The organism is Streptomyces sp. NPDC094143, from assembly GCF_040303825.1.
Taxonomy (GTDB): domain Bacteria; phylum Actinomycetota; class Actinomycetes; order Streptomycetales; family Streptomycetaceae; genus Streptomyces.
Genome location: NZ_JBEOTZ010000038.1, coordinates 1 through 21,150, shown reverse-complemented (window position 1 = coordinate 21,150; position 21,150 = coordinate 1). Strand labels below are relative to the sequence as shown.

The 21,150-nt window shown below is 69.1% G+C and carries 20 protein-coding genes; 12 read left to right on the top strand and 8 right to left on the bottom strand.

All coding sequences use genetic code 11. The annotated features are described in order from the left end of the window. The first annotated feature begins 4 nt into the window (after positions 1-4). Positions 5-1,615: a competence protein CoiA family protein gene (locus ABTZ58_RS33500; RefSeq protein ID WP_351365115.1), complete on the top strand. Its 1,611-nt coding sequence runs from the start codon at positions 5-7 to the stop codon at positions 1,613-1,615. Between the two features lie 127 nt (positions 1,616-1,742). Here the strand turns inward: ABTZ58_RS33500 and ABTZ58_RS33495 are convergent, their stop codons facing one another. Together ABTZ58_RS33495 and ABTZ58_RS33490 are read right to left on the bottom strand one after the other, a co-directional pair. Next, positions 1,743-2,288, bottom strand: coding sequence for a GNAT family N-acetyltransferase (locus ABTZ58_RS33495; RefSeq protein WP_351365112.1), 546 nt, complete (start codon positions 2,286-2,288; stop codon positions 1,743-1,745). After that, positions 2,273-3,535, bottom strand: a complete 1,263-nt coding sequence (locus ABTZ58_RS33490; RefSeq protein ID WP_351365109.1) for an NsdA family TPR-like regulatory protein — start codon at positions 3,533-3,535, stop codon at positions 2,273-2,275. Before ABTZ58_RS33490 ends, ABTZ58_RS33495 begins: the two co-directional genes overlap by 16 nt. 242 nt (positions 3,536-3,777) lie before the next feature. Between ABTZ58_RS33490 and ABTZ58_RS33485 the strand changes: the two genes are divergently transcribed. The 3 genes from ABTZ58_RS33485 to ABTZ58_RS33475 all read left to right on the top strand — a co-directional run bounded on the left by ABTZ58_RS33485 (position 3,778) and on the right by ABTZ58_RS33475 (position 5,060). Further along, positions 3,778-4,008 (top strand): hypothetical protein, encoded by a 231-nt coding sequence (locus tag ABTZ58_RS33485; protein WP_351365106.1) that lies wholly within the window; start codon positions 3,778-3,780, stop codon positions 4,006-4,008. After that, positions 4,005-4,184, top strand: coding sequence for a hypothetical protein (locus tag ABTZ58_RS33480; protein ID WP_351365103.1), 180 nt, complete (start codon positions 4,005-4,007; stop codon positions 4,182-4,184). The genes ABTZ58_RS33485 and ABTZ58_RS33480 overlap by 4 nt, the downstream gene beginning before the upstream one ends. 96 nt (positions 4,185-4,280) lie before the next feature. Further along, complete coding sequence (locus tag ABTZ58_RS33475) at positions 4,281-5,060, top strand: class I SAM-dependent methyltransferase (RefSeq protein ID WP_351365100.1); 780 nt, start codon at positions 4,281-4,283, stop codon at positions 5,058-5,060. An 827-nt stretch (positions 5,061-5,887) separates the two neighbouring features. On the opposite strand, the gene ABTZ58_RS33470 is transcribed toward ABTZ58_RS33475, so the two are convergent. Both ABTZ58_RS33470 and ABTZ58_RS33465 read right to left on the bottom strand, forming a co-directional pair. Next, on the bottom strand, positions 5,888-6,844 hold the full coding sequence (locus ABTZ58_RS33470; RefSeq protein WP_351365097.1) for a D-alanine--D-alanine ligase family protein: 957 nt from the start codon (positions 6,842-6,844) through the stop codon (positions 5,888-5,890). A 29-nt stretch (positions 6,845-6,873) separates the two neighbouring features. Then, positions 6,874-8,034 carry an aminotransferase-like domain-containing protein gene (locus ABTZ58_RS33465; protein WP_502996174.1) on the bottom strand — a complete coding sequence of 387 codons (1,161 nt, stop codon included), beginning with the start codon at positions 8,032-8,034 and terminating at the stop codon, positions 6,874-6,876. Positions 8,035-8,557: 523 nt separating this feature from the next. Between ABTZ58_RS33465 and ABTZ58_RS33460 the strand changes: the two genes are divergently transcribed. The 3 genes from ABTZ58_RS33460 to ku all read left to right on the top strand — a co-directional run bounded on the left by ABTZ58_RS33460 (position 8,558) and on the right by ku (position 10,530). Then, complete coding sequence (locus ABTZ58_RS33460) at positions 8,558-8,692, top strand: hypothetical protein (RefSeq protein WP_351365091.1); 135 nt, start codon at positions 8,558-8,560, stop codon at positions 8,690-8,692. A gap of 120 nt (positions 8,693-8,812) precedes the next feature. After that, positions 8,813-9,646, top strand: a complete 834-nt coding sequence (locus ABTZ58_RS33455; RefSeq protein WP_351365088.1) for a hypothetical protein — start codon at positions 8,813-8,815, stop codon at positions 9,644-9,646. A gap of 77 nt (positions 9,647-9,723) precedes the next feature. Then, on the top strand, positions 9,724-10,530 hold the full coding sequence (gene ku / locus ABTZ58_RS33450; protein WP_351365085.1) for a non-homologous end joining protein Ku: 807 nt from the start codon (positions 9,724-9,726) through the stop codon (positions 10,528-10,530). Here ku and ABTZ58_RS33445 read toward each other — a convergent pair whose 3' ends face one another. Then, positions 10,531-10,776 (bottom strand): hypothetical protein, encoded by a 246-nt coding sequence (locus ABTZ58_RS33445; RefSeq protein ID WP_351365082.1) that lies wholly within the window; start codon positions 10,774-10,776, stop codon positions 10,531-10,533. A 120-nt stretch (positions 10,777-10,896) separates the two neighbouring features. Between ABTZ58_RS33445 and ABTZ58_RS33440 the strand changes: the two genes are divergently transcribed. After that, positions 10,897-11,760: a hypothetical protein gene (locus ABTZ58_RS33440; protein WP_351365079.1), complete on the top strand. Its 864-nt coding sequence runs from the start codon at positions 10,897-10,899 to the stop codon at positions 11,758-11,760. Between the two features lie 22 nt (positions 11,761-11,782). Here ABTZ58_RS33440 and ABTZ58_RS33435 read toward each other — a convergent pair whose 3' ends face one another. Beyond that, positions 11,783-12,472, bottom strand: a complete 690-nt coding sequence (locus tag ABTZ58_RS33435; protein WP_351365076.1) for a hypothetical protein — start codon at positions 12,470-12,472, stop codon at positions 11,783-11,785. A gap of 311 nt (positions 12,473-12,783) precedes the next feature. On the opposite strand from ABTZ58_RS33435, the gene ABTZ58_RS33430 reads away from it, so the two are divergent. The 4 genes from ABTZ58_RS33430 (at position 12,784) to ABTZ58_RS33415 (ending at position 17,507) form a co-directional block, all read left to right on the top strand. Next, positions 12,784-12,990: a hypothetical protein gene (locus ABTZ58_RS33430; protein WP_351365073.1), complete on the top strand. Its 207-nt coding sequence runs from the start codon at positions 12,784-12,786 to the stop codon at positions 12,988-12,990. Positions 12,991-14,047: 1,057 nt separating this feature from the next. Beyond that, complete coding sequence (locus ABTZ58_RS33425) at positions 14,048-15,190, top strand: ABC-three component system protein (protein WP_351365070.1); 1,143 nt, start codon at positions 14,048-14,050, stop codon at positions 15,188-15,190. Continuing rightward, positions 15,187-15,669, top strand: coding sequence for an ABC-three component system middle component 2 (locus ABTZ58_RS33420; protein ID WP_351365067.1), 483 nt, complete (start codon positions 15,187-15,189; stop codon positions 15,667-15,669). Before ABTZ58_RS33425 ends, ABTZ58_RS33420 begins: the two co-directional genes overlap by 4 nt. Then, complete coding sequence (locus tag ABTZ58_RS33415) at positions 15,666-17,507, top strand: hypothetical protein (RefSeq protein WP_351365064.1); 1,842 nt, start codon at positions 15,666-15,668, stop codon at positions 17,505-17,507. The genes ABTZ58_RS33420 and ABTZ58_RS33415 overlap by 4 nt, the downstream gene beginning before the upstream one ends. 42 nt (positions 17,508-17,549) lie before the next feature. Here ABTZ58_RS33415 and ABTZ58_RS33410 read toward each other — a convergent pair whose 3' ends face one another. Beyond that, on the bottom strand, positions 17,550-20,216 hold the full coding sequence (locus tag ABTZ58_RS33410) for a DEAD/DEAH box helicase (protein WP_351365231.1): 2,667 nt from the start codon (positions 20,214-20,216) through the stop codon (positions 17,550-17,552). Positions 20,217-20,262: 46 nt separating this feature from the next. After that, positions 20,263-20,790: a hypothetical protein gene (locus tag ABTZ58_RS33405; RefSeq protein WP_351365061.1), complete on the bottom strand. Its 528-nt coding sequence runs from the start codon at positions 20,788-20,790 to the stop codon at positions 20,263-20,265. Positions 20,791-21,150: the final 360 nt, after the last annotated feature.

Genomic DNA, 21,150 nt, shown 5'->3' with positions numbered 1-21,150 from the left:
CAGGATGGACAGGCGCCTCATCCGTACCGCGGTCTTCGGCAGCCCGGACTCTGACGAGCCAGCTCTGTGTCCTGAAACTCCTGAGGAACTGGACGCTTTCCGGCGTGACTACCAGGACGTCACCATCTGGTGCGGCACCATGTTCGAGGGCGGATGTGGACGTCAGCTCATGACCAGGCGGTGCACCGACAAGATCTGCCACTTCGCCCACTACGGAAGCGGCGGGGACGGCCATCAGTGCGGGCGCAAGGAACGCGGCAAGGACAGCGCCGACCATCTCTTCGCCAAGGCCCACTTGGCGTCCTGGCTGCGAGAGCTCGGAATCGCTGCCGAGTTCACCTACCCCGAGCCTCGCGGGTCCGCTGTGACGATCCGCTTGGAGGACGGGCGGTCACTCCTGGTCCACCTCGACCGCAACCGGCCCGTCGCCTGGGACAACGACGCATGGGAGACCATCCTGGGGCCCGGCGTACGCATGACCCCGGGCGTGCTTGCCCAGCGCGGCTACGTCCACCGGATCCGCTTCGACGACCGCCCCGGGGGCGGCCGCACCATGCAATTCGGCACCGAGCTCCCCGGCGAAGGCACCACCTGGGGCAACCTGGACGACGTCGTCCTGACCCCCGAGAACCTGCTCCACACAACCAAGCCCGTCGCCATCCGCGCGCCGGCCCCGGCGGCGCAGCAGGAGACCGCTCCGGTGGAGCGGGCGATCGTGACCGTCACCCCCTCCGCCGCGCGCACCGCGCCCGTCGCGCGGCAGGCCGATCCCATCCGGCGGGCGCTGCTTCGTCTCGACATCGCCCTGCGTGACCATCCAAGGGGAGTCCTGCCCGCAGTGGAGGCCGTCCGGCGGCTCCTGGAGGTCGACCAGGCACCGCACGAAGTGGCAAGGCTGCGCATCGCCCTGGGCCGCGGTGAGCGCTGGCTGGAGGAGCGCGCACGACTTCGGCGGGCTGTCGTGGAACGGCTGCAGGAACGGCCGACTCCCGAGCTGTACAGGCAGGCCGCTGAACTGGTGAAGGACCCTGACGCCTCGGCACAGGAAAGGGAGATCGTCGCTGCTGTCGAGGCCCGGGCCCGGCGTGTTCAGGAGCAGGAGCGAGCGGCCCGGGAGCGGGAGAGGGCCGCCAGGCGTGAAGCCGAGGAACGTGAGAGGGCGGAGAGGCGCGCAACTGCGGAGCGCGAATGGGCCGAGAGGGTCGCCAGGCGTGAAGCCGAGGAGCGCGAGAGGGCAGAGGCCCAAGAACGCTCCGCCTTCCAGGTCCGGGTGGAGAAGGCGCAGAAACTTGCTCCGGCCGTCCGCGGTGCGTTGAAGAAGGCAGCCCGCGAGCAGCGCACCACCACCTGGTCAGAAATCCAGCAGAAGACCGGCCTGCGCCAGCTGGGCGGCCTCGACTACGAGGACAAGGTGGAGCTGCTGGCGCTCGTGGAGAGCGACACCGCCCCCGACACCCCTCTGTGGTCGACTCTCCTCGCCGCTGACGGGGACAGCGCCGCGGTACGCCTCCACCGCGACGTCTCGCACCGTCTCAGCCGCCCCCTGCCCGCCAACGACGCCGATCTCATCAACCAGCTCGCCGCCGAACGCGCCCAGCTCCACCGCCCGTGGTAGCCGGCATGTGAGGTCTGCCGCCAGCTCTGGCGTCACGGCCCCACCCGCCGACCCGGCCTGATCCCACGCACCCAGGACGACGACGGCCCGCTTCAGGTGAAAGCGGGCCGCAAGCTGGTGGTGCCAGTCAGGCCGTGTGCTTCCGGTCGAGCAGCATCACGGCATACAGCGGGGAGTCGGGGAATGGCTGGCGCTCGCCGATCTTCCTGTATCCCCAGCTCTCGTACATCGCCTGGAGCCGGGGCCGCTTGATGTCCACCGTGAGCACGGCCAGGGCTTCTGGCCGGTCGGCGAGCAGCGCGGTGTGCAGCCGCTCCCCGAGACCCTGCTTGCGCCATGTCGGCCTGAGCATCAGTTCCGAGACGGAGAACGTCGACGGGTCGGCCGGCTCTTCGGCCAGGTACTCACGCCACCATTCGCGGCCCGGCTCGCCTGGCGCCCCGTAGGTGAATCCGATGGGTTCACCGCCCGCGTAGGCGACCACGCACGCGAATCCTTCACGCCCGCCCCAGTGGTCCACGAACCAGGGGAAGCGCTGTACGAACTCTTCGTGCCGCCGCTCGAAGTAGGCATCGGCATGGACGTCAAGCAGGGTCTGCCGGATGTCGGGCAGGTCGTTGTGTCCATAGCGGCGCAGGTCGATGGCGGGTGCCGTGGTCACGCGGAGCTCCATTCGGATCGGTAACGGTCGGCCCACTCGCGCGCCACGGTGGTGGAGGGCGCGAGCGTGAGGAGATCACGGTAGAAGTCGCCCAGCAGGACGCGCAGTCGGCCGGGCAACGGGCTTCCTGACATCAGAGTGAAAGCGTCCCCGGTCGTCGCGCAGGCTTGTTCGGCGTCGCCCTGGTGGAGCTGGGCGATGGCGAGGTCCACGGTGGTCATGGCGCGGTTGCGCCGGTAGGCAGCCGGGAGCGCGGACAGGGCGCGGTGCGAGGCTGCTTCCGCCTCCGCGGGCTGGCCGAGACGGCTGCGGACGATCCCGGTCAGGGCGTGCAGTTCCGCGGGCCCGTAGAAGGCGATCCAGGACGGACGGGGGCGTGCCTCGGCTCGCACCAGGGCCTCTTCGGCGTATCCGATCGAACGGATGGCGGCCTGCCGGTCGCCCCGGTAGGCGTGCCCGATTGCGGCCCGGGCGTGAGCGAGGGATCCGAACAGCGGATCGCGGCGCGTGATCGCGCAGGACTGAGCTGCCTGTGCCGCTGCGACACCTTCGCCGTACTGACCGAGTTGGTACGCAAGGATCGAGGTGGAGTTCCACACCCGCATCAAGGACACGGGGTCCTGCGACAGCCCGGCCAGCCTCAGCGCCTCGTTCACGTGGCTGCGGGCGCGATCGAGCTGGCGGGCGTCGATGCACGACCAGGCGGCGGCCGTGGTGTAGTCGGCGGCGACACCGAACAGCCGTTGCCGGATCGTCTGCGAGGCGGAGTGGTCCTGGAGGCCGACAGCCTCGGCTGCGCCGGCGAGCGCGGCGCGTTCGAGGGCGGCGTGTCCGCCGCGCTTCTGATCGAGCACGGTGAGCCGGTCCAGGCCGTCCCGCAGGCGGAGCACATCGGAGGTGCCCACCGTGGTGGGACGCCTTCCGGCGGCTGGCAGGGCGGTCACTGCGACGGCGGACGTGGCAGCGGTGCAAAAGCGGCGGCGGAGCATGGCTGAGGGGTCCTCGTAGGGCGGTGCGGGCATGCCGGGGGGATAGAAGCCAAGGCAGAGGGGTGTGCATCCGAATACTGCCGTCAGGGCGTCTCGCTGGCGCTGGTGCGGCCAGTGGGTTTTTCCGGTTACCCAGTTGCGGACCGTGCGGTCACCGACGGTCCCTTTGTGACCGGCCGCCTTCAGCTCATCGTTCACCCTGTCGGCCAACGCGCCCTGCTTGAAAGCGTGTTCGGTCATGTGGGCCTGCAACCGGAAATTTCCTTCCACACACTCACCGTAGCCGCATGATCATGCAGCGTGGAGGGGTTGGGGGGATCCCACCCCTCAGAAATTTCCGGTCACCGCGAGTAGCAACGGGCTCACTTTTCCTACCTGTTGACCTCGCTTGGGCGTTGGACTGGACATGCGCCCCGGCGAAACGCCGCAGGCGCCGGCGGCCGTCTCTCGTTCCCCCGTGGGAGATGGCCGCCACAAGCAGCTTCCTGACCGCGAGCGCGAGGCACCCCAACATGACGACGCGCAGCACGCCGCCCAAGCCAGTCGCAGGCGCCTACGTGGACGCCCCGGCCATTCACCGCGAGCGGCTGAGCAAGCAGCAGATCTCAGGCCGCTCGTGCTGCTGGTGCAGCGGAACTCCCGACCCCAGGTTCCCGGTCCCGATACTGCGCGACGCCGCCCTGTACGCCTGCGCCCCCTGCGCGTCCATGTACGCAGTCCCGGCCGTGGAGGCGAACCAGTGACCCGCGCCGGCACCGACGACTTCCCGGCCGGACTGGACGACTGGACCGCACGCGACTGGGCGGACTACAGGGCCCGGATCGAAGACGGCGAGGGCAGCGCGCATGCGATCGACGCCATCCAGCGGCGCCGCCGTCGCCAAGCACCAAGCGAGACGCCACAGAAGAGTGCACCGTGACCGGCGCGCGGCGGCGTTTCCCCAGCAGCCGCCGGGGCGCTATCTGACGGGCCTCGAAGACCGCCATCTCCCAACAGCCCGACGAAGGGAATCGCCATGACGTACGGCAGCGACACCTACGGCGACCGCACCGCCGACGAGTACGACGCTCTCTACAGCGACTTCGTGCCGCCAGCCGCGCAGATCCGATTACTGGCCAAGCTGGCGGGCGCCACGCCAGTCGTGGAGATCGGCTCCGGCACCGGGCGGGTCACCCTGCCGCTGGCCGAGCACGTTCCGGTCCTCGCGGTCGACGCCTCCGAGGAGATGACCCGCCAGCTGGCGAAGAAGACCGGCACCCTGCCCATCACCCCGATCACGGCGGACGCCGCCCACTACGTGGCAGGCCAGCGCGTGGATCTCGTGTGCGCCCTGTTCAACACGTTCTTCCTGCTGGCCTCCGAGAGCACCCAGCGGGCGTTCCTGCGCAACGCGGCGCGCATGCTCACCGACACCGGCACGCTCCTGATCGAGACGTTCGTCCCGCGGCCCGGCCAGCGCCTGCCCGACGGACCGCATCCGGGGGTGTTCCCCGAGGGGCGCAGCGTGGTTGCGCTCAAGCGGCGGACCGTGGACACCGTGGTGGTCTTCGCCGCTGAAAACCACGACGATGAGCAGGAGTTCCACTACTCCGAGATCGTCCTGCGCGACGGAGAGCCGGTGCGGGTGCTGCCCGGCCAGATGCGCTACTGGCGCCCCGAGCAGATCGACGCGCTCGCCGGTGAGGCGGGGCTGCTGCTGCGGGAGCGGTGGGAGGACTGGGACCGCACCCCCTACGACGCGGCCACCAGCGGCCGGCACATCTCCCTGTACCGGCCCGCCGGACAGAGCCAGTAGCACACACGAAGGCCGCCGCACCCCGCTGCGCCCGGGGTGCGGCGGCCTTCGTGTGCCGTCAGTGTCAGTGCCATGTCAGAACTTTTCGACGCGGGCCAGGGCAGCGCTTACGTCTTCGAAAGCAGCGTTACACCCGGATAGATGATCGTGCCGTAGCTCCCGTGACAGCCGTTAATGTGCCCGTTCTGTGAAAGTTTCAACACTGGGCAACGGCGCTGATTCTGGTGCACAACGATGGCAATCGGGTAGACAGCATGGGCGTGGACACACACCCAAAGGACTCCGCCTCCTGGCATCCGGGCTGGTTAGACCTTCGATACGAGAAGGCGACAGAGAAGGGACTGAGCCATGGCAGGGGGGACCGTCGCCTGGATCGTATTAGGCGTCATTGTCGGGGTGCTGCTGATATGGGAATTTTGGGCGTGGGTGTGTCGCCTGCGTGACCCGGATGAGTCCACGGAGAGACCCCGCAGGCAAACCGTGCCAGCGCCACATCCGGCATATACGCTCTCCTGCGCCTACTGCGGCTATGCGTGGCCATCTCCGGATCCTGCATCCGAAACACTGAAATGCCCTAACCCTGCGTGCGGTCGAACGCATCAGGGAATCCAGTACCCCGACCCTTGGGGCCGGCCATACCGGTAAGAGTCACCGTCCGCGCCAGACGGCGTACGGCACCATCGCGTCCTCCCAACTCACCCGGCCCAGCCACTGCCCGGCCGCCGCCGGGTCGCGGTGGTGGCGGGTGAGTGGCGTCCCGGATCTCCCACGCGTGCTCGTACGCCGTCGGCTTGCGCTCGGTGCACCGCTTCGCGCACGAGGCGTCCTCAGGCAAACAGGCCGTTTCGGTGTGCTGCCTGCGCCGCGAGATCGCGGCAGAAGCCCCCGAAGTCCAGGCCGGCCTCCGCGAGCGCCATGGGGTAGGTGCTGGTCTCGGTCATCCCGGGGGCGACGTTCGTCTCCAGGACGAAGACCTCCCCGGTCTCGGTGACGATCGCGTCGGTGCGCGACAGGTCCAGCAGCCCCAGCGCCTGGTGCGCGGCGACGGCCACGCGGGCGGCCTCCTGCCCCACTTCGGCGGGCAGGCGGGCAGGACAGTGGAACTCGACCGCGCCGGGGGTGTAGCGGGCGGTGTAGTCGTACATGCCGTCCGCGACGATCTCCACCACGGGCAGTGCACGCGGACCGTCGCCGAGATCGGCCACTGCCACGGCGATCTCCGTGCCCGTCACACGACGCTCGATCAGCGCCTCATCGTGGTACGCGAAGCAGGCCATCAGGGCCTGAGGCAGGTCCTCCGCCGACTCCACCCGGCTCACGCCGAACGCGCTGCCGCACGCCCGCGGCTTGACGAACAGCTCATGACCCAGCCGTTCCACGACCCGGGCCGTCAGCGCGGCCGCGCCCATGTCGTGGAACGCCTGCTTCGGCAGCGTCACCGACTCAGGTGTCTTCAGCCCGGCCTGTTCCAAGATCGCCTTGGCGGTGGTCTTGTCGAACGCCGTACGGCACGCATGCGGGCGGGCGCCGACATAGGGCACCCCGGCCAGCTCCAGGACCTCCTTTATGGTCCCGTCCTCCCCGGCGATGCCGTGCAGCACGGGGAAGACCACGCCAGATGGGTCCTGTGCCAGCGCGGGCAGCAGGTCCTTGCCGACGTCGCGGAGTTCCACCTCGACCCCGGCCCGGCGCAGCGCGTCGGCCACCCTTGCCCCGGAGCGCAGTGACACCTCGCGCTCCGGTGACAGGCCCCCGGCGATGACGATGACGTTCAGGTCGCTCATGCTCATCCGTTCCTCTGGCTGTCGGGGCGTCAGGAGTGGTCCGGGCCCGGGGTCTGCGGGCCAGGGCTGTGCGGGTGCGCGGTGGTGCCGAAGGTCTCCCACAGCTCCAGTTCGGTGCCGATCACCTCAGCCAGGGTCCGCACGCCCTCCCGGATGCGCTCCGGTGGCGGATAGCAGTACGACAGGCGCATGGCCCGGCGGCCGGCGCCGTCGGCGTAGAAGCCGGTGCCGGGCACGTAGGCAACCCTCGCCTGGACCGCCCGGGGCAGCATGGCCTTGGAGTCCAGCCCCTCGGGCAGCGTCACCCACACGAAGAAGCCGCCGCCCGGCCGCGTCCACGACACCCCCGCTGGCATGTGCTGTTCAAGAGAGTCGAGCATCGCATCGCGCCGTTCCCGGTACATCTCCCGGAAGGCCTTCAGCTGCTCCTGCCACGGCTGGGTGCGCAGGTACCGGTCCACGGCGAGCTGGGCGAAAGCGGAGTGGGACAGCATTGCGCTCTCGGCAGCCAGCACCAGTTTGTCCCGCACCCCGGAAGGCGCCAGAGCCCAGCCCACCCGCAGCCCCGGGGCCAAGGTTTTGGAGAACGAGCCCAGGTAGACGACGTCCCCCGGGGCGTCGGCGCGCAGGGCCCGCATCGGCTCGCCCTCCAGGTGCAGCAGGCCGTAGGGGTTGTCCTCCAGCACCAGCACCCCGGCCCGGCGACACACCTCCAGGACGCGTAACCGCCGCTCGGCAGCCAGCGTGACACCGGCCGGGTTCTGGAAGGTGGGCACCGTGTAGAACAGCTTCGCCGGCCGCCCGGCGCGCTCCAGCCGGGCGAACGTCTCCGCCAGCGCCTCGGGCAGCACACCCCGCTCATCCATGTCCACGTGGACGGCGCGGGCTTGATACGCGGCGAATGTCCCCAGTGCGGTGACGTAGGTCGGGCCCTCGGTGACCACCGTGTCGCCCGGGTTGAGGAACACGCGCGCGACCAGGTCCAGTGCCTGCTGCGATCCGACGGTGACCACCACGTCATCCGGGTGGGCGTCGATGCCTTCTTCGGCCATCACCGTGCAGATCGTCTCCCGCAGGCTCGGATCTCCCTGAGCGGATCCGTACTGCAGCGCGATCGATCCTCGCTCCGTCACCAGGTCGGCCATCAGCGCGGCGACGGCATCCATGGGCAAGGCGCTCACGTTGGGCATTCCGCCTGCCAGTGACACGATCTCAGGGCGCGACGCCACCGCGAACAGCGCCCGCACCTCGGACGCGACCATCCCCGCAGCCCGCTGCGCATAGTGGCCAAGCCATGGATCGGCGCCCCGCCGGGATGGTTCATCAGGCTGCATTCGCACGCTCCCTGTCCGTCACCACTGGAGGTCACAGACACTACTGGCCTGCGCTCGACCACCGCGCCCCGTACGAGTCCGCGCCAGGCCGGAGATCAGCCCGCCCATCCGATGTCACGGACCTCGATCGCTCCGGCGTGCGGGCGTGCCTGCTGTCCAGACCGGGGTCGAGGTGTTGGTGTCCCCGCGTACGCTCGGAGCGCCCGCCATGCCCTCAACTCAGGAGACCCCGGTGACCGCACAGGAGCCCCGCATCAGTCACGGAGGAGAGGACTCCCCGGCGCCAGTGATTCCCGGATGTACGCGCGTCGAACGACAGGTCACAGCACGTGGCGCGTCTGCGGATGAACTTGAAGCCCTCGGCTTGCCCAGGTACGCCATGCTTCCAGTCGTGGTCTACGAGGCCATTCAGTACGGCCAAGACGGCAACGTCCTGGCGGCCACGACCACCGTCGTCCGTTCCCAGCATCCGACTCCCGAGGGCTGGGGGCTTTCGCCCCGGGGCGGCGACTGATCACAGCTGGAACAGGATGCCGTGCCCGTACGGCAGTTCGCCGCGTTACGCCGGGCATGACGCGCTTCACCTATCTCGACCCAACCTCCCTGACCGCCGCCCAGTTGCGGGAGATCACTCATGTACTCGCCTCCCCCTGACCCGGACACCGAACAGCGCATGCGCACCCACCACGCCCGCGCCGCGAAGGCCCTGGACGTCCAGGCCGAGCCGGGCGGGGAGTTCTGGGGGTGGGCCGGGCGCACTCTGGGTGCCCCGGTCCGCACCGCCGCCGGCGCCCCAGCGTGGCTGCGGCTGGTGTCCGCCCCGGAGGCCAAGGCGTCAGGGAAGCTGTGGGACGGCGCCCTGGACGCACAGCATGCCTTCGGCGACCTCGACGGGCACCGCCCCGAGCTCCTGGCCGTGCACGACGCCGTCGACGAAGGCACCGCCTACCGGGCGGAACTGTCGGCCCGCGTCGACCAGCCCGTCCTGTCCGACGACCCGATCCTCCGGCACGACCTCGAGCTGCCGGACTCCTGGTGGCAGGAGCTCGCCGGGACGCTGGAGAAGGTGTCGGTGGTCGCCACCGAGCGCGTCGCCGTGCGCCAGCAGTACATGGACCGGGCCATCCCCGAGTTCCTCGGCATCCCGGCCCCGGCCGTGACCTGCTGGACCTCCGCCCACGCCGACCTGCACTGGGCGAACGTCACGGCACCGCTGAAGGTGTTGGACTGGGAGGGCTGGGGGCGAGCTCCAGAGGGGTTCGACGGCGCCACGCTCTACGCCTACTCGCTGTTCCAGCCGGACACCGCCGCCCGTGTCCGCGCCGTCTTCCCTGTGCTGGGCAGCCCGGCCGGCCTCGCCGCCGAAGCGACCGTGTGCGCTCAGCTGCTCCAGACCGTGGCCCGCGGCGACAACCTGGTCCTCGAAGACCAGCTCCGGCACTGGGCTGAGGAACTCCGCCACCGCTGACCGAGCCCCCTGCCCGCACGCGGCCGTGGCTTCCCCTCCCGGATGCGAGGGGAGCCACGGCCGCCGACGCTGGAACCATGAGGGCCACCGCTACCTGGTCGGGCACCATCGCCTTCGGGATGGTCTCGATTCCGGTCCAGCTCTACGCGGCTACCGAAGAACACACCGTGCGGCTCCACGAGATCCACACCGCCGACGGCAGCCGTGTCCAGCACCGCCGCTTCTGCGCGGCGGAGGGCAGGGAGATCAGCTACTCGGAGGTCGGACGGGGCGTCGCCCTCCCGGACGGCCGCATGCTGCCGCTCACCGAGGACGACCTGGCCCGCCTGCCGCTGCCGACCAAGCGCACGATCACGGTGGTGGGATTCATCGAGCCGAAGGGCATCATCCCGATCAGCTACGACCGGCCGTACTACGTCGCTCCCGCCGAAGGGAACACGGACCGGCCATACGCCCTCCTGGTGGAGGTCCTCTCCCGGACCGGGCTCGTGGCCATGGCCAAGGTCGCGATCCGCAGCCGCGAACGCAAGGCGGTGCTCCGGCCGTACGCCGGAATGCTGCTCCTGCAGACCTTGCGCTGGCGCGACGAGATCCGCGACCCCGCAGACCTCGCCCACCTGGTCCCCGCCGTGCCGCTCAGCGACCGTGAGCGACGGCTGGCGGAAGTGCTGGTGCAGGAAATGACCGGCGTCGACGACAGCGTGGACCACGACGGGTACGCCCACGCCCTGGAGCAGCTGGTCGACGCCGTCGTGGCGGGAGACACTCCGGCCGAACCGCCCCGGCCGGAACCCGTTGTCGACCTCATGACCGCGCTGCAGCAGAGCGTCGATGAGGCACGGTCCGCCCGGCATCCCACGAAGGGCGACCGGCACGGGAAGTGATCAGCCCGCCCACCCGATGTCACGGACCTCGATCGCCCCGGCGTGCGGCATGTACTGGATCCAGCACCGCCGCCCGAACGCCTTCCGGATCTCCTCCACCGAGCCCGGGTCACGGACATCGGGCCAGGCCCGGGGATCCATCCGCGCGACCTCCACGAGCGCCATCACCTCCCGCCGGGCCCGGTCGTCCGGCAGCTGCGCCATGACCTCGACCGCGAGCTCCTCCACCACCACGCCGTACCGCATCCCGCACACCCCCGTGTGATCGACTCGGGCAGCAGCGTACGAAGGAACCGCCGGTCGCGTTCCGGCCTGTGGAGAACCCAGATCGGGGAGGTCCAGGCGACGGACGGCGTCTGTACCGGTATGGCGCGTGAGCGGGTGCAGTGGCCGTCCGTGGTGGACCGGGCGCGGGAGATCGTGAACGGGTACGCGCCGATGAAGGTCACGCTGCGCCAGGTCATGTACCGCCTGGCCTCCGACGGGACGCTGCCGCACACGGCGCCGATGTACCGCCGACTGTCCGCACAGCTGGCCAAGGCCCGCCGGGAGGGCCGGTTCCCCGACCTGATCGACACCGTCCGCGAGGTCCACGTCCCGCCGGCCTGGCCGGGCGCGGCCGCGTTCCTCGCGGAGATGCCCGACTGGTTCCGCCTCGACCGCACCGAGGGCCAGGAGCACACCCTGTACGTCGCGGCGGAGAAGGACACCCTGCGCCAGCAGCTGACCGGCTGGCTCGCCGACGCGGGTATCCCGGTCCTGGTGGTCCGCGGCTTCGGCTCGCAGTCGTACGCCGACGTCGTCCACGACCGGGTCACCGCCGATCCGCGCGACGGGGTTCTACTCGTGGTCGGCGATTTCGACTGCTCGGGCGAGGACATCGAGCGGGACTGGGTCGCGCGCACGGGCTGTTGGAGCCACACCGAGCGGGTGCTGCTGACCTACGAGCAGGTACGCGCCTACGAGCTGCCCGCGACCGAGGGCAAGCACGGCGATCCGAGGTGGCCGGCCTTCGCCCGCCGCTACGGCTTCGACCCCCGCCGTCCCGTGCAGTGGGAGGTGGAGGCCCTGGAGCCGGCCGAACTCCGGCGCCTGGTCCTCGCCGCCGTCGACCCGTACATCGACCGCGACGTCCTCGCCCGGCAGATCGCCCGCGAGGAAGAGCAACGCCGCGCCCTGGCCGCCTTCCTGGACGGCTGGGACGCGGCGGGCGGGGGAGCACCGACGTAACGCTGTACGGGCGCCCGCAATCTCAGACGGGTGTGGGCGCGGGTGCCGGGCGCAGGGAAGCGAGCGGGGAGCGCCGGCCTTTCTCCACCGCGCGCAGCTGCTCCCAGTCGACTTCGGGGTGCTCGGGAACGATCGCGTCGACGGACGCCGTGGTGTAGAGCGCGACGTCGACGGCACCAGCCCGGCTGGTGCCGAAGCGGACCTCGATCGACTGCGGGGAGCGGACCCAGCCGAGCCGCACCATGTGGTCGAAGTCGGCACGGCGTACCCGGAGCCGGGCGGCGGCCTGCTCGGGTCCGAGCGGGGTGTCGGCGGCGACCAGGTCCGCCAGGTCCTCGCGGCGGCAGACCTCCGCGACCTGGTCGGGGTGGTGCAGCGTCCCCTCGGGGTTCGCGCTCAGGTCGACCAGCAGGCCGCGGTCGACGAACCGGCGCACCACGAAGGCCGTCACGTTCGCCTTCTCGCCGATCACGTTCGGGGTGCCGAGCGCGTCGGCGATCCGGTCCGCCGCCGCGCCACCGCCGATCGGCGGGGAGGACATGGCGGCCCGGATGGCGTCGGCGTCCAGCGCCTCCACAGCCGCACGTGACCACTGGTAGGACGACGCGTCCGGGTCGGGGATGAGGCCGGTGTGCCGGGCCCACCGGAAGGCCGCGGCGGGCACCTTCAGGCGCTTGGCGGCCTGGCTCGCGTCGTACTCGGTTCGTCGCATGAGATCACCTCTCGCTCGTTCGCCGGAAGCGGCGGACAGAACATGACAGAACATGCGAAAAGCTGTCAATACCCTCTGGAAATAGGCAAGTTGGGCACACACCGCTAGGACTGCGCCCGCGTACGCGAAGGAAAATCACCCGCCCGGGTGCCGCTCCAGACCGGGCCGGACCGCCGTGGTGGGGGCCGACCACAGGCCCGACCACAGGCCCGACCACGGGCCCGACCATGCCCGGCGAGCCCCCGACCGCGGGCGCCAGGGAGGGCGTGTCCGAAGTGACACGCAATTCGAACAAGCGATCTAATTCCGGTATGGACGTGACCAACTTCCCCGACGACCTGGTGCAGACGCAAGCCGCCTGGAACGCCACCTACCAAGCGCTCGCCGCACCCCGCCCCCGCGACACCACCGCCCTGCGCCGCCGCCTGCTGCCAGCACCGTCCGCAACGACCTCACCGAGCTGGACGACGACGTACGCGGCCACATCCAGGACACCGATCAGTCCCTCAAGCGGCTGACCGGCCGCGTCCAGGCCCTCGAAGCCCACTTACTCGCCGCGGGCGGCGCCCCACTCGCCGACCTCGACACCATCGACCCGGAGTGGAAGAAGCTGGCCAGGACCGCCAACCACGGCTGGCACGTACGCTCCGGCCTGCTCCCCAGACACCAGCGCGAGGCACACCGCCTCAAGGTCCGCGAGTACGAAGGCGCGATCACCGAACGCGACGAGCACCGCGACAAGGTGGTGGAGGCCGCCGGCATCCTGGCCAGTCAGCCGCGCACATCCCGCGAGTTCAAGCAGGCCGTCATGGACTTCGGCATGTCCCACACCCTCGCCGCAAGCCACGATCAGCGGGCCCGGCAACTGGCCGGCCCCGCCCGAGCCGCCCAGGCCGCCCTGGCTCAGGACGACTCTCTGAGGCAGGCGAAGGCGTCGCTGATCGCTCAGGGCGACAAGGCGGAGAGGAAGCTGAACTGGCTGTTGCGCGGCCGTCTGGCCGACGCGATCCGTGACCGCGCCCTGCTGCCCATGTGGTTCGTGACCGTGCTCGGTCCCGTGCCGCCGGCGCACAAGACGCGGGAGTGGATGGACCTCGCCACCCAGGTCCTGGCCTACCGGGTCACTTACGGGATCACGGACCAGGCCGTCGCGCTCGGACCGGCACCCGACGAGTACGTGCCGCGCCGCACCCAAGTGGTACGGCGAACTCACCAGGGACCTGCGCCGCTGGTAGCCCGCGTGGGCCTGTGTTGCACCACCGCGTTGCAGCCCACACGTACGAGACCCCGGGCATCTGCGGCCCGGAGTCTCTCTGTGCTGGGATGTCCGACCGGTTCAACGACCCGTCGGCGGAAGCGTCACGCCCACTCCACGCCCCCTAGCGCCGGGGGTGCTCAGCATCGGCTCCGGCAGTGCCCACCTCGCACCGGGGCGCTCGGGCGACTGCGCCCGGTGGATGCGCTTGCGGTTGTGAGGTGGGATCTTATTGAGCCTCGGCCTTCACGGTGAGCAGGCTGGGGTGATATGACTACGGTGCGTGATCTTTCGTGTAGGTTTGGGGCCGGGGGTGCAGAGTGACGGGGGCGCTTGAGCCAGGTGCGGACGGTGCACGGCCAGTTTTTGAGGGCTTCCCCGAGGTGAAATCGCCAGCGGTTGTGGTGCTGGCTCCGTCGACCCAGACCGCCCCTCTGCCCACGCCCCAGCAGTACCTGCAGTACATCTACGACGAGGACGAGTGGGAAGTCTTCACGGTCGAGTGGGTCCAGGCGCTCGGCTTGTGGAACGGCCGGCCTTACCTGCGGGTGCAGCGCATGGGCGGAGCCGGCGACCGCGGAGCAGACGTGGCCGCCTGTCTCACCCTCCAAGGCACAGCCGGTGAGTGGCACTGCTATCAGTGCAAGCACTACGTGAAGCCGCTCGGCCAGGCAGACGCGTTCCCGGAGATGGTCAAGATTTTCACGGCGAAGATCCTGGGTACCTACGAGCTGCCGACGCGATACGTCTTCGTGGCGCCCAGGATCGGCACGACCCTCGATCGCCTGCTGCTCAACCCTCCGCAGTTGAAGGAGGAGTTCTTCAGCGCGTGGGATGACGCAGACTCCAAGCTCGGCAAGAAGCTCACCCCTGCGGTGCGGGATGCGGTGGGGAAGCTGGCACGACAGACGGACTTCTCCATGTTCTCCGCACAGGACCTGGACGAGATCGTCAGGCTGCACGCCACGACCCCCCATCACGTCCGGCGGTTCCCGCAGCCACTCAGGCCGCGTCCGGACGCAGATCCGGCACCGGCGGAGCAGAAGGACAACGAGGCTGTCTACGTCCGCAAGCTCCTGGACGCCTACAACGAGAAACACGGCCTCAGCCTGGAAACGGGCCAGCAGGCCCGGGAGACCAACAAGGTCAAACGCCACTTCACCCGACAGCGCGAGGCCTTCTTCCACGCCGAAGCCTTGCGGCTCTTCGCCCGCGACAGTGTCCCGGACGCCACCTATGAGGCCATCGAAACCGACCTCTACGACGTCGTGATCGAAGTCGAGGACCGGGACTACGACCTCGGGCACGACCGACTGGACGCTGTCATTGACGCAGCAATGGCACACACGCCGAACCCCCACAACATCCTCGCCCCGGTCGTTAAGAAGAAGGACCTGATGGGGCTGTGCCACCACTTGGCAAATGATGACCGTCTGACCTGGTGCAAAGAGGAACTCTCGTGAACCCCCTCAACAGCCCCCTCGAAGTCGGCATCCGCGCCCTGGTGCTCCTGACGGAGACCTTCCCTCGCCGTCTGGACGTCGCCCAGCTGGTCTACCTCGACCACGCCATGCTCCACAGCGGCGACCTCGAGGACGGGCCAGCCAGCCTCCACCCCGATCTCCCCGCAGGCCCGGGAGAACTCGGCATGCGCCGCCGCCTCATCGAGCAAGGTCTCACCGTCCTGCTGCGCGCCGGCCTCGCCGACATGACTGCCACAGCCGACGGATTCCTGTACGGGGTCACGGAGGAGGCCACGAGCTTCCTCAACGCCCTGCAGTCTCCCTATGTCGGCCAGCTCAAGGAACGCGCTGACTGGCTGACCAGCACGTATATGCACGAAGGAACGGACGTCCGCGACGGCATGAAAGAGATCACGCAGCGCTGGTCCCGCAGCCTCAGGGCCGGGACTCCGCCCCAGGGAGAAGGTGACGTCCTGTGAACCGGCTGACCTTGGTGCATCTGACCTTCCTCAGCGTGGGAAAGCCTCCTGCCGCGGTGGAGTTCAGCCCCGGACTGACCGTGATCTACGGCGCCTCGGATACGGGCAAGTCGTATATCGAAGAGTCCGTGGACTACATGCTGGGCGCCAGCGAACTCAAGTCCATCCCGGAAGACGAGGGTTACAGCAGCATCCTCCTGGGCCTGCGCGTGGACGACGGAAGGACCCTCACCCTCTGCCGCGCCCTGGGCAGCGACACCATCGAGGTGTTCTCCGGCGACCTCCGGGACGTTCCGACCCAGCCGGCTGAGGCGACACTCAAGTACAGGCACCACCCCAAATCCAAGAGCAACATCTCCCGGTACCTGCTCAACGTGATGGGCATTGACGGGCGCCGCATCCTCCAGAATTCGCGCGGCGACGTGGTGCCGCTCAACTTCCGCGACCTCGCTCGTCTGGCCATCGTCAATGACACACGCATGGCCGACAAACGCTCACCTGTTCTTGGCTCCTGGATGCCGCAGAACGAGACCAAAGAGAAGTCGGTCTTCAAACTGCTGCTGAGCGGTCAGGAAGAGCCGGTTCGCCCCACTGCGCCCAGCAACTTGCAGAAGCAGGTGGGCAAAGGCAAGATCGACCTCATCGACCAGCTCCTTGACGAGACCCGCGAGAGGCTCTCGGTAGAGGCCAACCAGACGCAGCTACGTGACCAGCTGGGCCGACTGCAAGCAACCCTGGCCAACGCGACGGCCGCCGCCGGTCAGGTAGCTGCAGAGCGCTCCGCCGTCGTACGCCGTCGACGGGAACTGGAAGCAGCCGACGCCGACACCCAACAGCGCGCCAGCGAAGTGCAACAACTTCTGTCACGCTTCGATCTACTCAGGCAGCAGTACGAGTCCGACCTGGCTCGACTGCAGATGGTTGGCGAAGCCGGAACCATCCTGGGCTACTTCCAGACGGGCACCTGTGTCTTCTGCGGCGCTGAGCCGCAACACCAACACCCTGGCCACCGCCTTGGAGAGAGCACACAACTGGCCGCTGCCGTCGCTGCCGAGACCCGAAAAACCACCGAGCTGCACCACGATCTCATCAGCATGATCGAGGACCTCGAAAGTCAAGCCGCCAGCCTGCACGAGGACCACGCACGGCACACCGAACAGCTTGAAGGTAATGACCAAGAGCTGCAGACCCTCGACCAGCGCCTGGAACCACTGAACACCGACACCGCCGAGCTGCTGGAGACGCGTTCACGCTTGGAGCGCGAGCTGGCCCTGCACGCCCAGATCGACCAGCTCGAGGACCTGAAAGCATCCTTGTCCGCCGCCCCGCCAGCTCCACCCGTAGCCAAGGCCGACGGTATCCCGGCTGCAGACATCGCTGACTTCGAGCAAGTGATGAGCCAGACGCTGGAAGCCTGGCAGGTACCGGGTGACAACCGCGTCACATACGACCCGACGACTGCGGAACTCGCGGTAGACGGGCGACCTCGAAAGAGCCGAGGCCGCGGTATGCGCTCAGTCATCCACGCCGCCTTCGCAGTGTCGCTAGCACGCCGCAACCAAGCCCGCGGATTCATCCACCCCGGCTTCGTCGTACTTGACTCCCCCGTCCTGACCTACCGCCGCCCCGAAGACAACAAGGAAGAGGACGAACTGCTGGCCTACGACGTCGTCAAGAACTTCTACAGCGACCTCCTCGACAACTCCGCGGGACAGGTCATTGTCATTGAGAACGGCACTCCACCCAAGAGTGTGAGAGACCGGGCTGCGGTCTACGCCTTCAGCGTCGACGGGTCAACCCGACAAGGATTCTTCCCGCCTCTCGACAGCTCATGGTAACGACCGGCCATTGAATCGGCCGGTCAGCAGCTCAAGACGGACCTACGCCCACTCCACGCCCAGCTGCCGCAGTGCGGCCAGCTGCTCCTGTGCAAGCCGATCTCGCCTCGATTTTGTGTTCGATACCCACACGCCCAGCTTGACGGTCACCGGCTCGGCTTCGCCGTCGACCTCGATCTCGACGATGGCGCCGCGCGGGACGGGCCGGTGGGCGCCTTCCCGTTCCACCCACTGTGCGAGGGCCGCCAGGCCGCGCTGGAACGCCTGCTGCGCCTTGCTCGGGCCCTTCGTCGCACGCGTGGCCGCCGGGGCGCCAGACGGAGCCTCAGCGGGCTTGATGCCCAGCCCGGATAGCCGCTCCTGCTGCTCGGTCGACAACTGCGCCCAAGTGCCCGGCTGGGTCTGCCTCTGGAGCCACCGCCCGATGTCATCGCCGTCCATCAGCACCCCAGGCTGGATCTCGGGAAGGCTGCCGTCGGCGTCGACCAAGTCGGCGAGGACGCGGTAGTGCCGCTGCCAGTTCAGCGGCCAGGGGCAGTTCCAGTCCGGGTCGATCGCCGCCAGCTGCTTGGCGCGGTGCGCCGCCCGCTCCGGGTCCTTCCCAAGGCCGCCCTTGCGGCGCAGGTTGGCCATGTGCTGCCCGACCGGGACCAGCTCACATTCAGCTTCTCCCCACACAGCGTCCTGCCTCGGGGCCAGGTGCCCGTGGGCGCGCCGATAGGAGCGCAGCGCCGCCAGCTTCGTCTCCCAGGCTTCTTCGCCGGGTTCCCATACCATCCCGGCTTCGTCGAGCAGCTCTTTGCGGTGTGGGTCGAGTTCGCCGGCCCGGTAGGCGCGCCGCTGTTGGTGGGTCCAGCGCCCCAGGGGGAAAGCGCTGACGCCGAGCTCGACCTGTGTGTCATAGGAAACGGCGTGCAGACCGGTGATGCCGTTCTCCTCCCGCCAGCGCAGCAGGGCCTGGTAGCCCTCCAGCCACACCAGCGACTCGGGCCGGTATACCCGGGTGCGCAGGAACGCGGCGATGGTGCCGGCGTCGCGCGGACTGGAGAAGCGGAGCAGGGCGGACTCGGCCGCGGCCTGCGTGTCGTCGTGCTCCTGGTCCTCGCCGTCGCCCTCGCCGCCAGCCCCGATGATCCGGCCTTCGTCGTCGCGCTGGACGTGCACCCGCCGCAGCTTGCGGCCCCGGGACAGGGCACGGGAGGCGAGCTGTTCGACCAGGTGTTCGTCATGACTGCGCAGGCCCTGGAGTACCGCTACAAGGGGTGCGAAACTGGCGCTGGCCACCATGTCCTCGGGGTCTTCGTCGGGCTGGAGGAAGACCGGGACGATGATCCTGGCCGTCTTCTGGGTGCCGTCCGGGTTCGGCCTGAGCGCGCGGCCGATGTTCTGCACGATCTCCACCTGCGAGCCGCGGGTGTCGGCGAAGCAGATTGCCTCGACTCCCCTCGTGCCGACGATGTCAACGCCTTCACCGAGAACGCGAACGCTGGCCAGGAACGCCCGGTGGACCCGCTTGCCGTCGGCGTCGACGCCGTTGGCGAACTGCGCCAGGACTTCGCGCCGCTCGGACACCCGGTGGTCGCCGCACAACCAGGCCGACCACACCCGGTCCGGCGGCACGTGGCGGCCGGGCTCCAGTTCGTAGAACTCCGCGTCGATCGACGACGTCGGCAGCTCTTCCGCGGCGGCCAGGTCCTCATCCGTGGCGTCGTTGACGTACAGCTCGGCGGCGGTCTGAGGCAGCCTCTCCGCGAACGCGGCGGCCTCCTCGACCCGCTGGTGGAAGGTCATGACCGTACGTAGGTTCCGCGCGGCGGCGTGCTCCAGGAGCGCGGTCTGCAGCAGGGCCAGGCGCCGGCCCCGCTGCGCCTCCTCCGATTCACCGAGGACGGGGGAGGGGTCGCGGATCTCCAGCACGTCGATCTCGAATCCCGCCAAGATTCCGCGCTCGATGCTCTCCGAGAGGCCGAGCTCGAAAATCCATTCGCCGTAGGGTCCTTCGGGGTCGCTTCGCATCGAAGCGATCTCCAGTTCCTCACCGTCCTTGCCGCGCTGCGGCCGGGGCGAGGCGAGGATGCGCGGGGTCGCGGTCAGGTAGAGCCGGTAGTCGACCGGGACGCGGCTGTTGTCATGGATCGCGGACCACGGCCGACCAAGATCCCCCGTGGTTGAGTGGGCTTCGTCGACGACGGCGAGGTCGAACGGGGCCATGGACTGGCCATACAGTCGCTCGCCGCCCGCCAGAGCGGCCTCCAGCGGCCCGCGCACCTTCCGCTGACCCGACCAGTCCTCCGGGTCCTCGCGGTCTACGAGAGAGGCATACGTGGCGAACACGACCACCGGCCCCGAACCTGCCCACAGCGCGAGCTGGATCGGATTGGTGGTGGTACGCACCCCGAGCTGCTCCAGGACGTCGTCCTTCTCCAGCGAGCACACCGCGACCATCGGCCCCGTATGACCCACCCTGCGCCACGCCTGAGCGGTCTGCACGAGAAGATCGAGGGTGGGGACCATGACGAGGATCCGCCCGCCCCGAAAGCACTCCAAGGCCGCCCACGCGGCCGTGATCGTCTTCCCGGACCCGGTCGCTGACACGACCGTGGCGCGCGCCCCCTGAGGCGGCACAGTTGATCTTGCAGGGAATCCCACCCACTTGCGGATACGCGCAGTCGCGTCCACCTGGTGTTCCCGAAGCTGAATACCGTGCATCATCAAGCTTCTCCCCTAAGCATTTCCACCACGGCTTTTTCGGAAATCACCGGGACGGCATGAACGGCGGAACGGACACCGTACCGTCCTCCTCCACCACGACCCGCTCGGCAAGCTGCGCCAAAACCTCGCCCGGCCGAAGCCCCACCCGCTCCGCAACAGCCCGCACCCGCCGGCTCGGCCCGGCGCCCAGCCACAACTCCACCCGCACCTCGACCACCGACTCCCGCCGCCGCACCTCGAACCCAGCACGCGCCTCAACAGCCGCACGACGCAGCTCCTCACGCTCCAGCACCCACCGCGACCCCTCAACATCCCGCTCGGGCTCGTAGACCTCCCAACCAGAGGCCACCATCAGGTCCCTGACGCGCTGCCACTCCACACGCTTGGCCGCCCACACCGCCACCAGCCGCTCCGGATCAGGCGCACCGAGCCCGGACGCTGCCGGCCGAACTGTCCGGGCCTCCTCGGCCCGGATGGCGACCTCAGCGAGCCGCGCCTCTACCGCGCGTAAGTCCAGCGCTTTCGCCTGACGCCTCACAGAATCACGTGCAACATCCTCAGCGCTCCACATGAAAATCTCCCATCAGCTTCGCCACCACGCACCGCAAGACACCGAGCGGGAGTCCTGCCGTTTCGCCAACACTACATACTGCATCACGTTGAGAAAGCCACTGCGCTAAAACTGGCCCCGATCGAGCCACCCCCTCCCTCCTAGCCAGCCAGGCCCGCGCCAGCGGGCCCAACAGGTCCTGGAGGCGCAGCCGGAAGGACCACTGACAGGGGAGCGCAGCGACCCCGTCCCTCAGGCCAGAGCGAAGCGAAAGGCCTGACAGCGGGACACAGTCCCGCCGGTCCGAGAGCGCAGCGAACGGACCGTCACCCCGCCTGCGCAGCAGGCGGCTTCGCCCGTTCGATGTCCGGCCGGGTCTCA

Coding starts and splice junctions, on each gene's coding strand:
- ABTZ58_RS33500 (WP_351365115.1), top strand. CDS start 5: ATGGACAGGCGCCTCATCCGTACCGCGGTCTTCGGCAGCCCGGACTCT.
- ABTZ58_RS33495 (WP_351365112.1), bottom strand. CDS start 2,288: ATGGAGCTCCGCGTGACCACGGCACCCGCCATCGACCTGCGCCGCTAT.
- ABTZ58_RS33485 (WP_351365106.1), top strand. CDS start 3,778: ATGACGACGCGCAGCACGCCGCCCAAGCCAGTCGCAGGCGCCTACGTG.
- ABTZ58_RS33475 (WP_351365100.1), top strand. CDS start 4,281: ATGACGTACGGCAGCGACACCTACGGCGACCGCACCGCCGACGAGTAC.
- ABTZ58_RS33470 (WP_351365097.1), bottom strand. CDS start 6,844: ATGAGCGACCTGAACGTCATCGTCATCGCCGGGGGCCTGTCACCGGAG.
- ABTZ58_RS33465 (WP_502996174.1), bottom strand. CDS start 8,034: ATGCCCAACGTGAGCGCCTTGCCCATGGATGCCGTCGCCGCGCTGATG.
- ABTZ58_RS33460 (WP_351365091.1), top strand. CDS start 8,558: ATGCTTCCAGTCGTGGTCTACGAGGCCATTCAGTACGGCCAAGACGGC.
- ABTZ58_RS33455 (WP_351365088.1), top strand. CDS start 8,813: ATGTACTCGCCTCCCCCTGACCCGGACACCGAACAGCGCATGCGCACC.
- ku (WP_351365085.1), top strand. CDS start 9,724: ATGAGGGCCACCGCTACCTGGTCGGGCACCATCGCCTTCGGGATGGTC.
- ABTZ58_RS33445 (WP_351365082.1), bottom strand. CDS start 10,776: ATGCGGTACGGCGTGGTGGTGGAGGAGCTCGCGGTCGAGGTCATGGCG.
- ABTZ58_RS33440 (WP_351365079.1), top strand. CDS start 10,897: ATGGCGCGTGAGCGGGTGCAGTGGCCGTCCGTGGTGGACCGGGCGCGG.
- ABTZ58_RS33435 (WP_351365076.1), bottom strand. CDS start 12,472: ATGCGACGAACCGAGTACGACGCGAGCCAGGCCGCCAAGCGCCTGAAG.
- ABTZ58_RS33430 (WP_351365073.1), top strand. CDS start 12,784: ATGGACGTGACCAACTTCCCCGACGACCTGGTGCAGACGCAAGCCGCC.
- ABTZ58_RS33410 (WP_351365231.1), bottom strand. CDS start 20,216: ATGCACGGTATTCAGCTTCGGGAACACCAGGTGGACGCGACTGCGCGT.
- ABTZ58_RS33405 (WP_351365061.1), bottom strand. CDS start 20,790: ATGTGGAGCGCTGAGGATGTTGCACGTGATTCTGTGAGGCGTCAGGCG.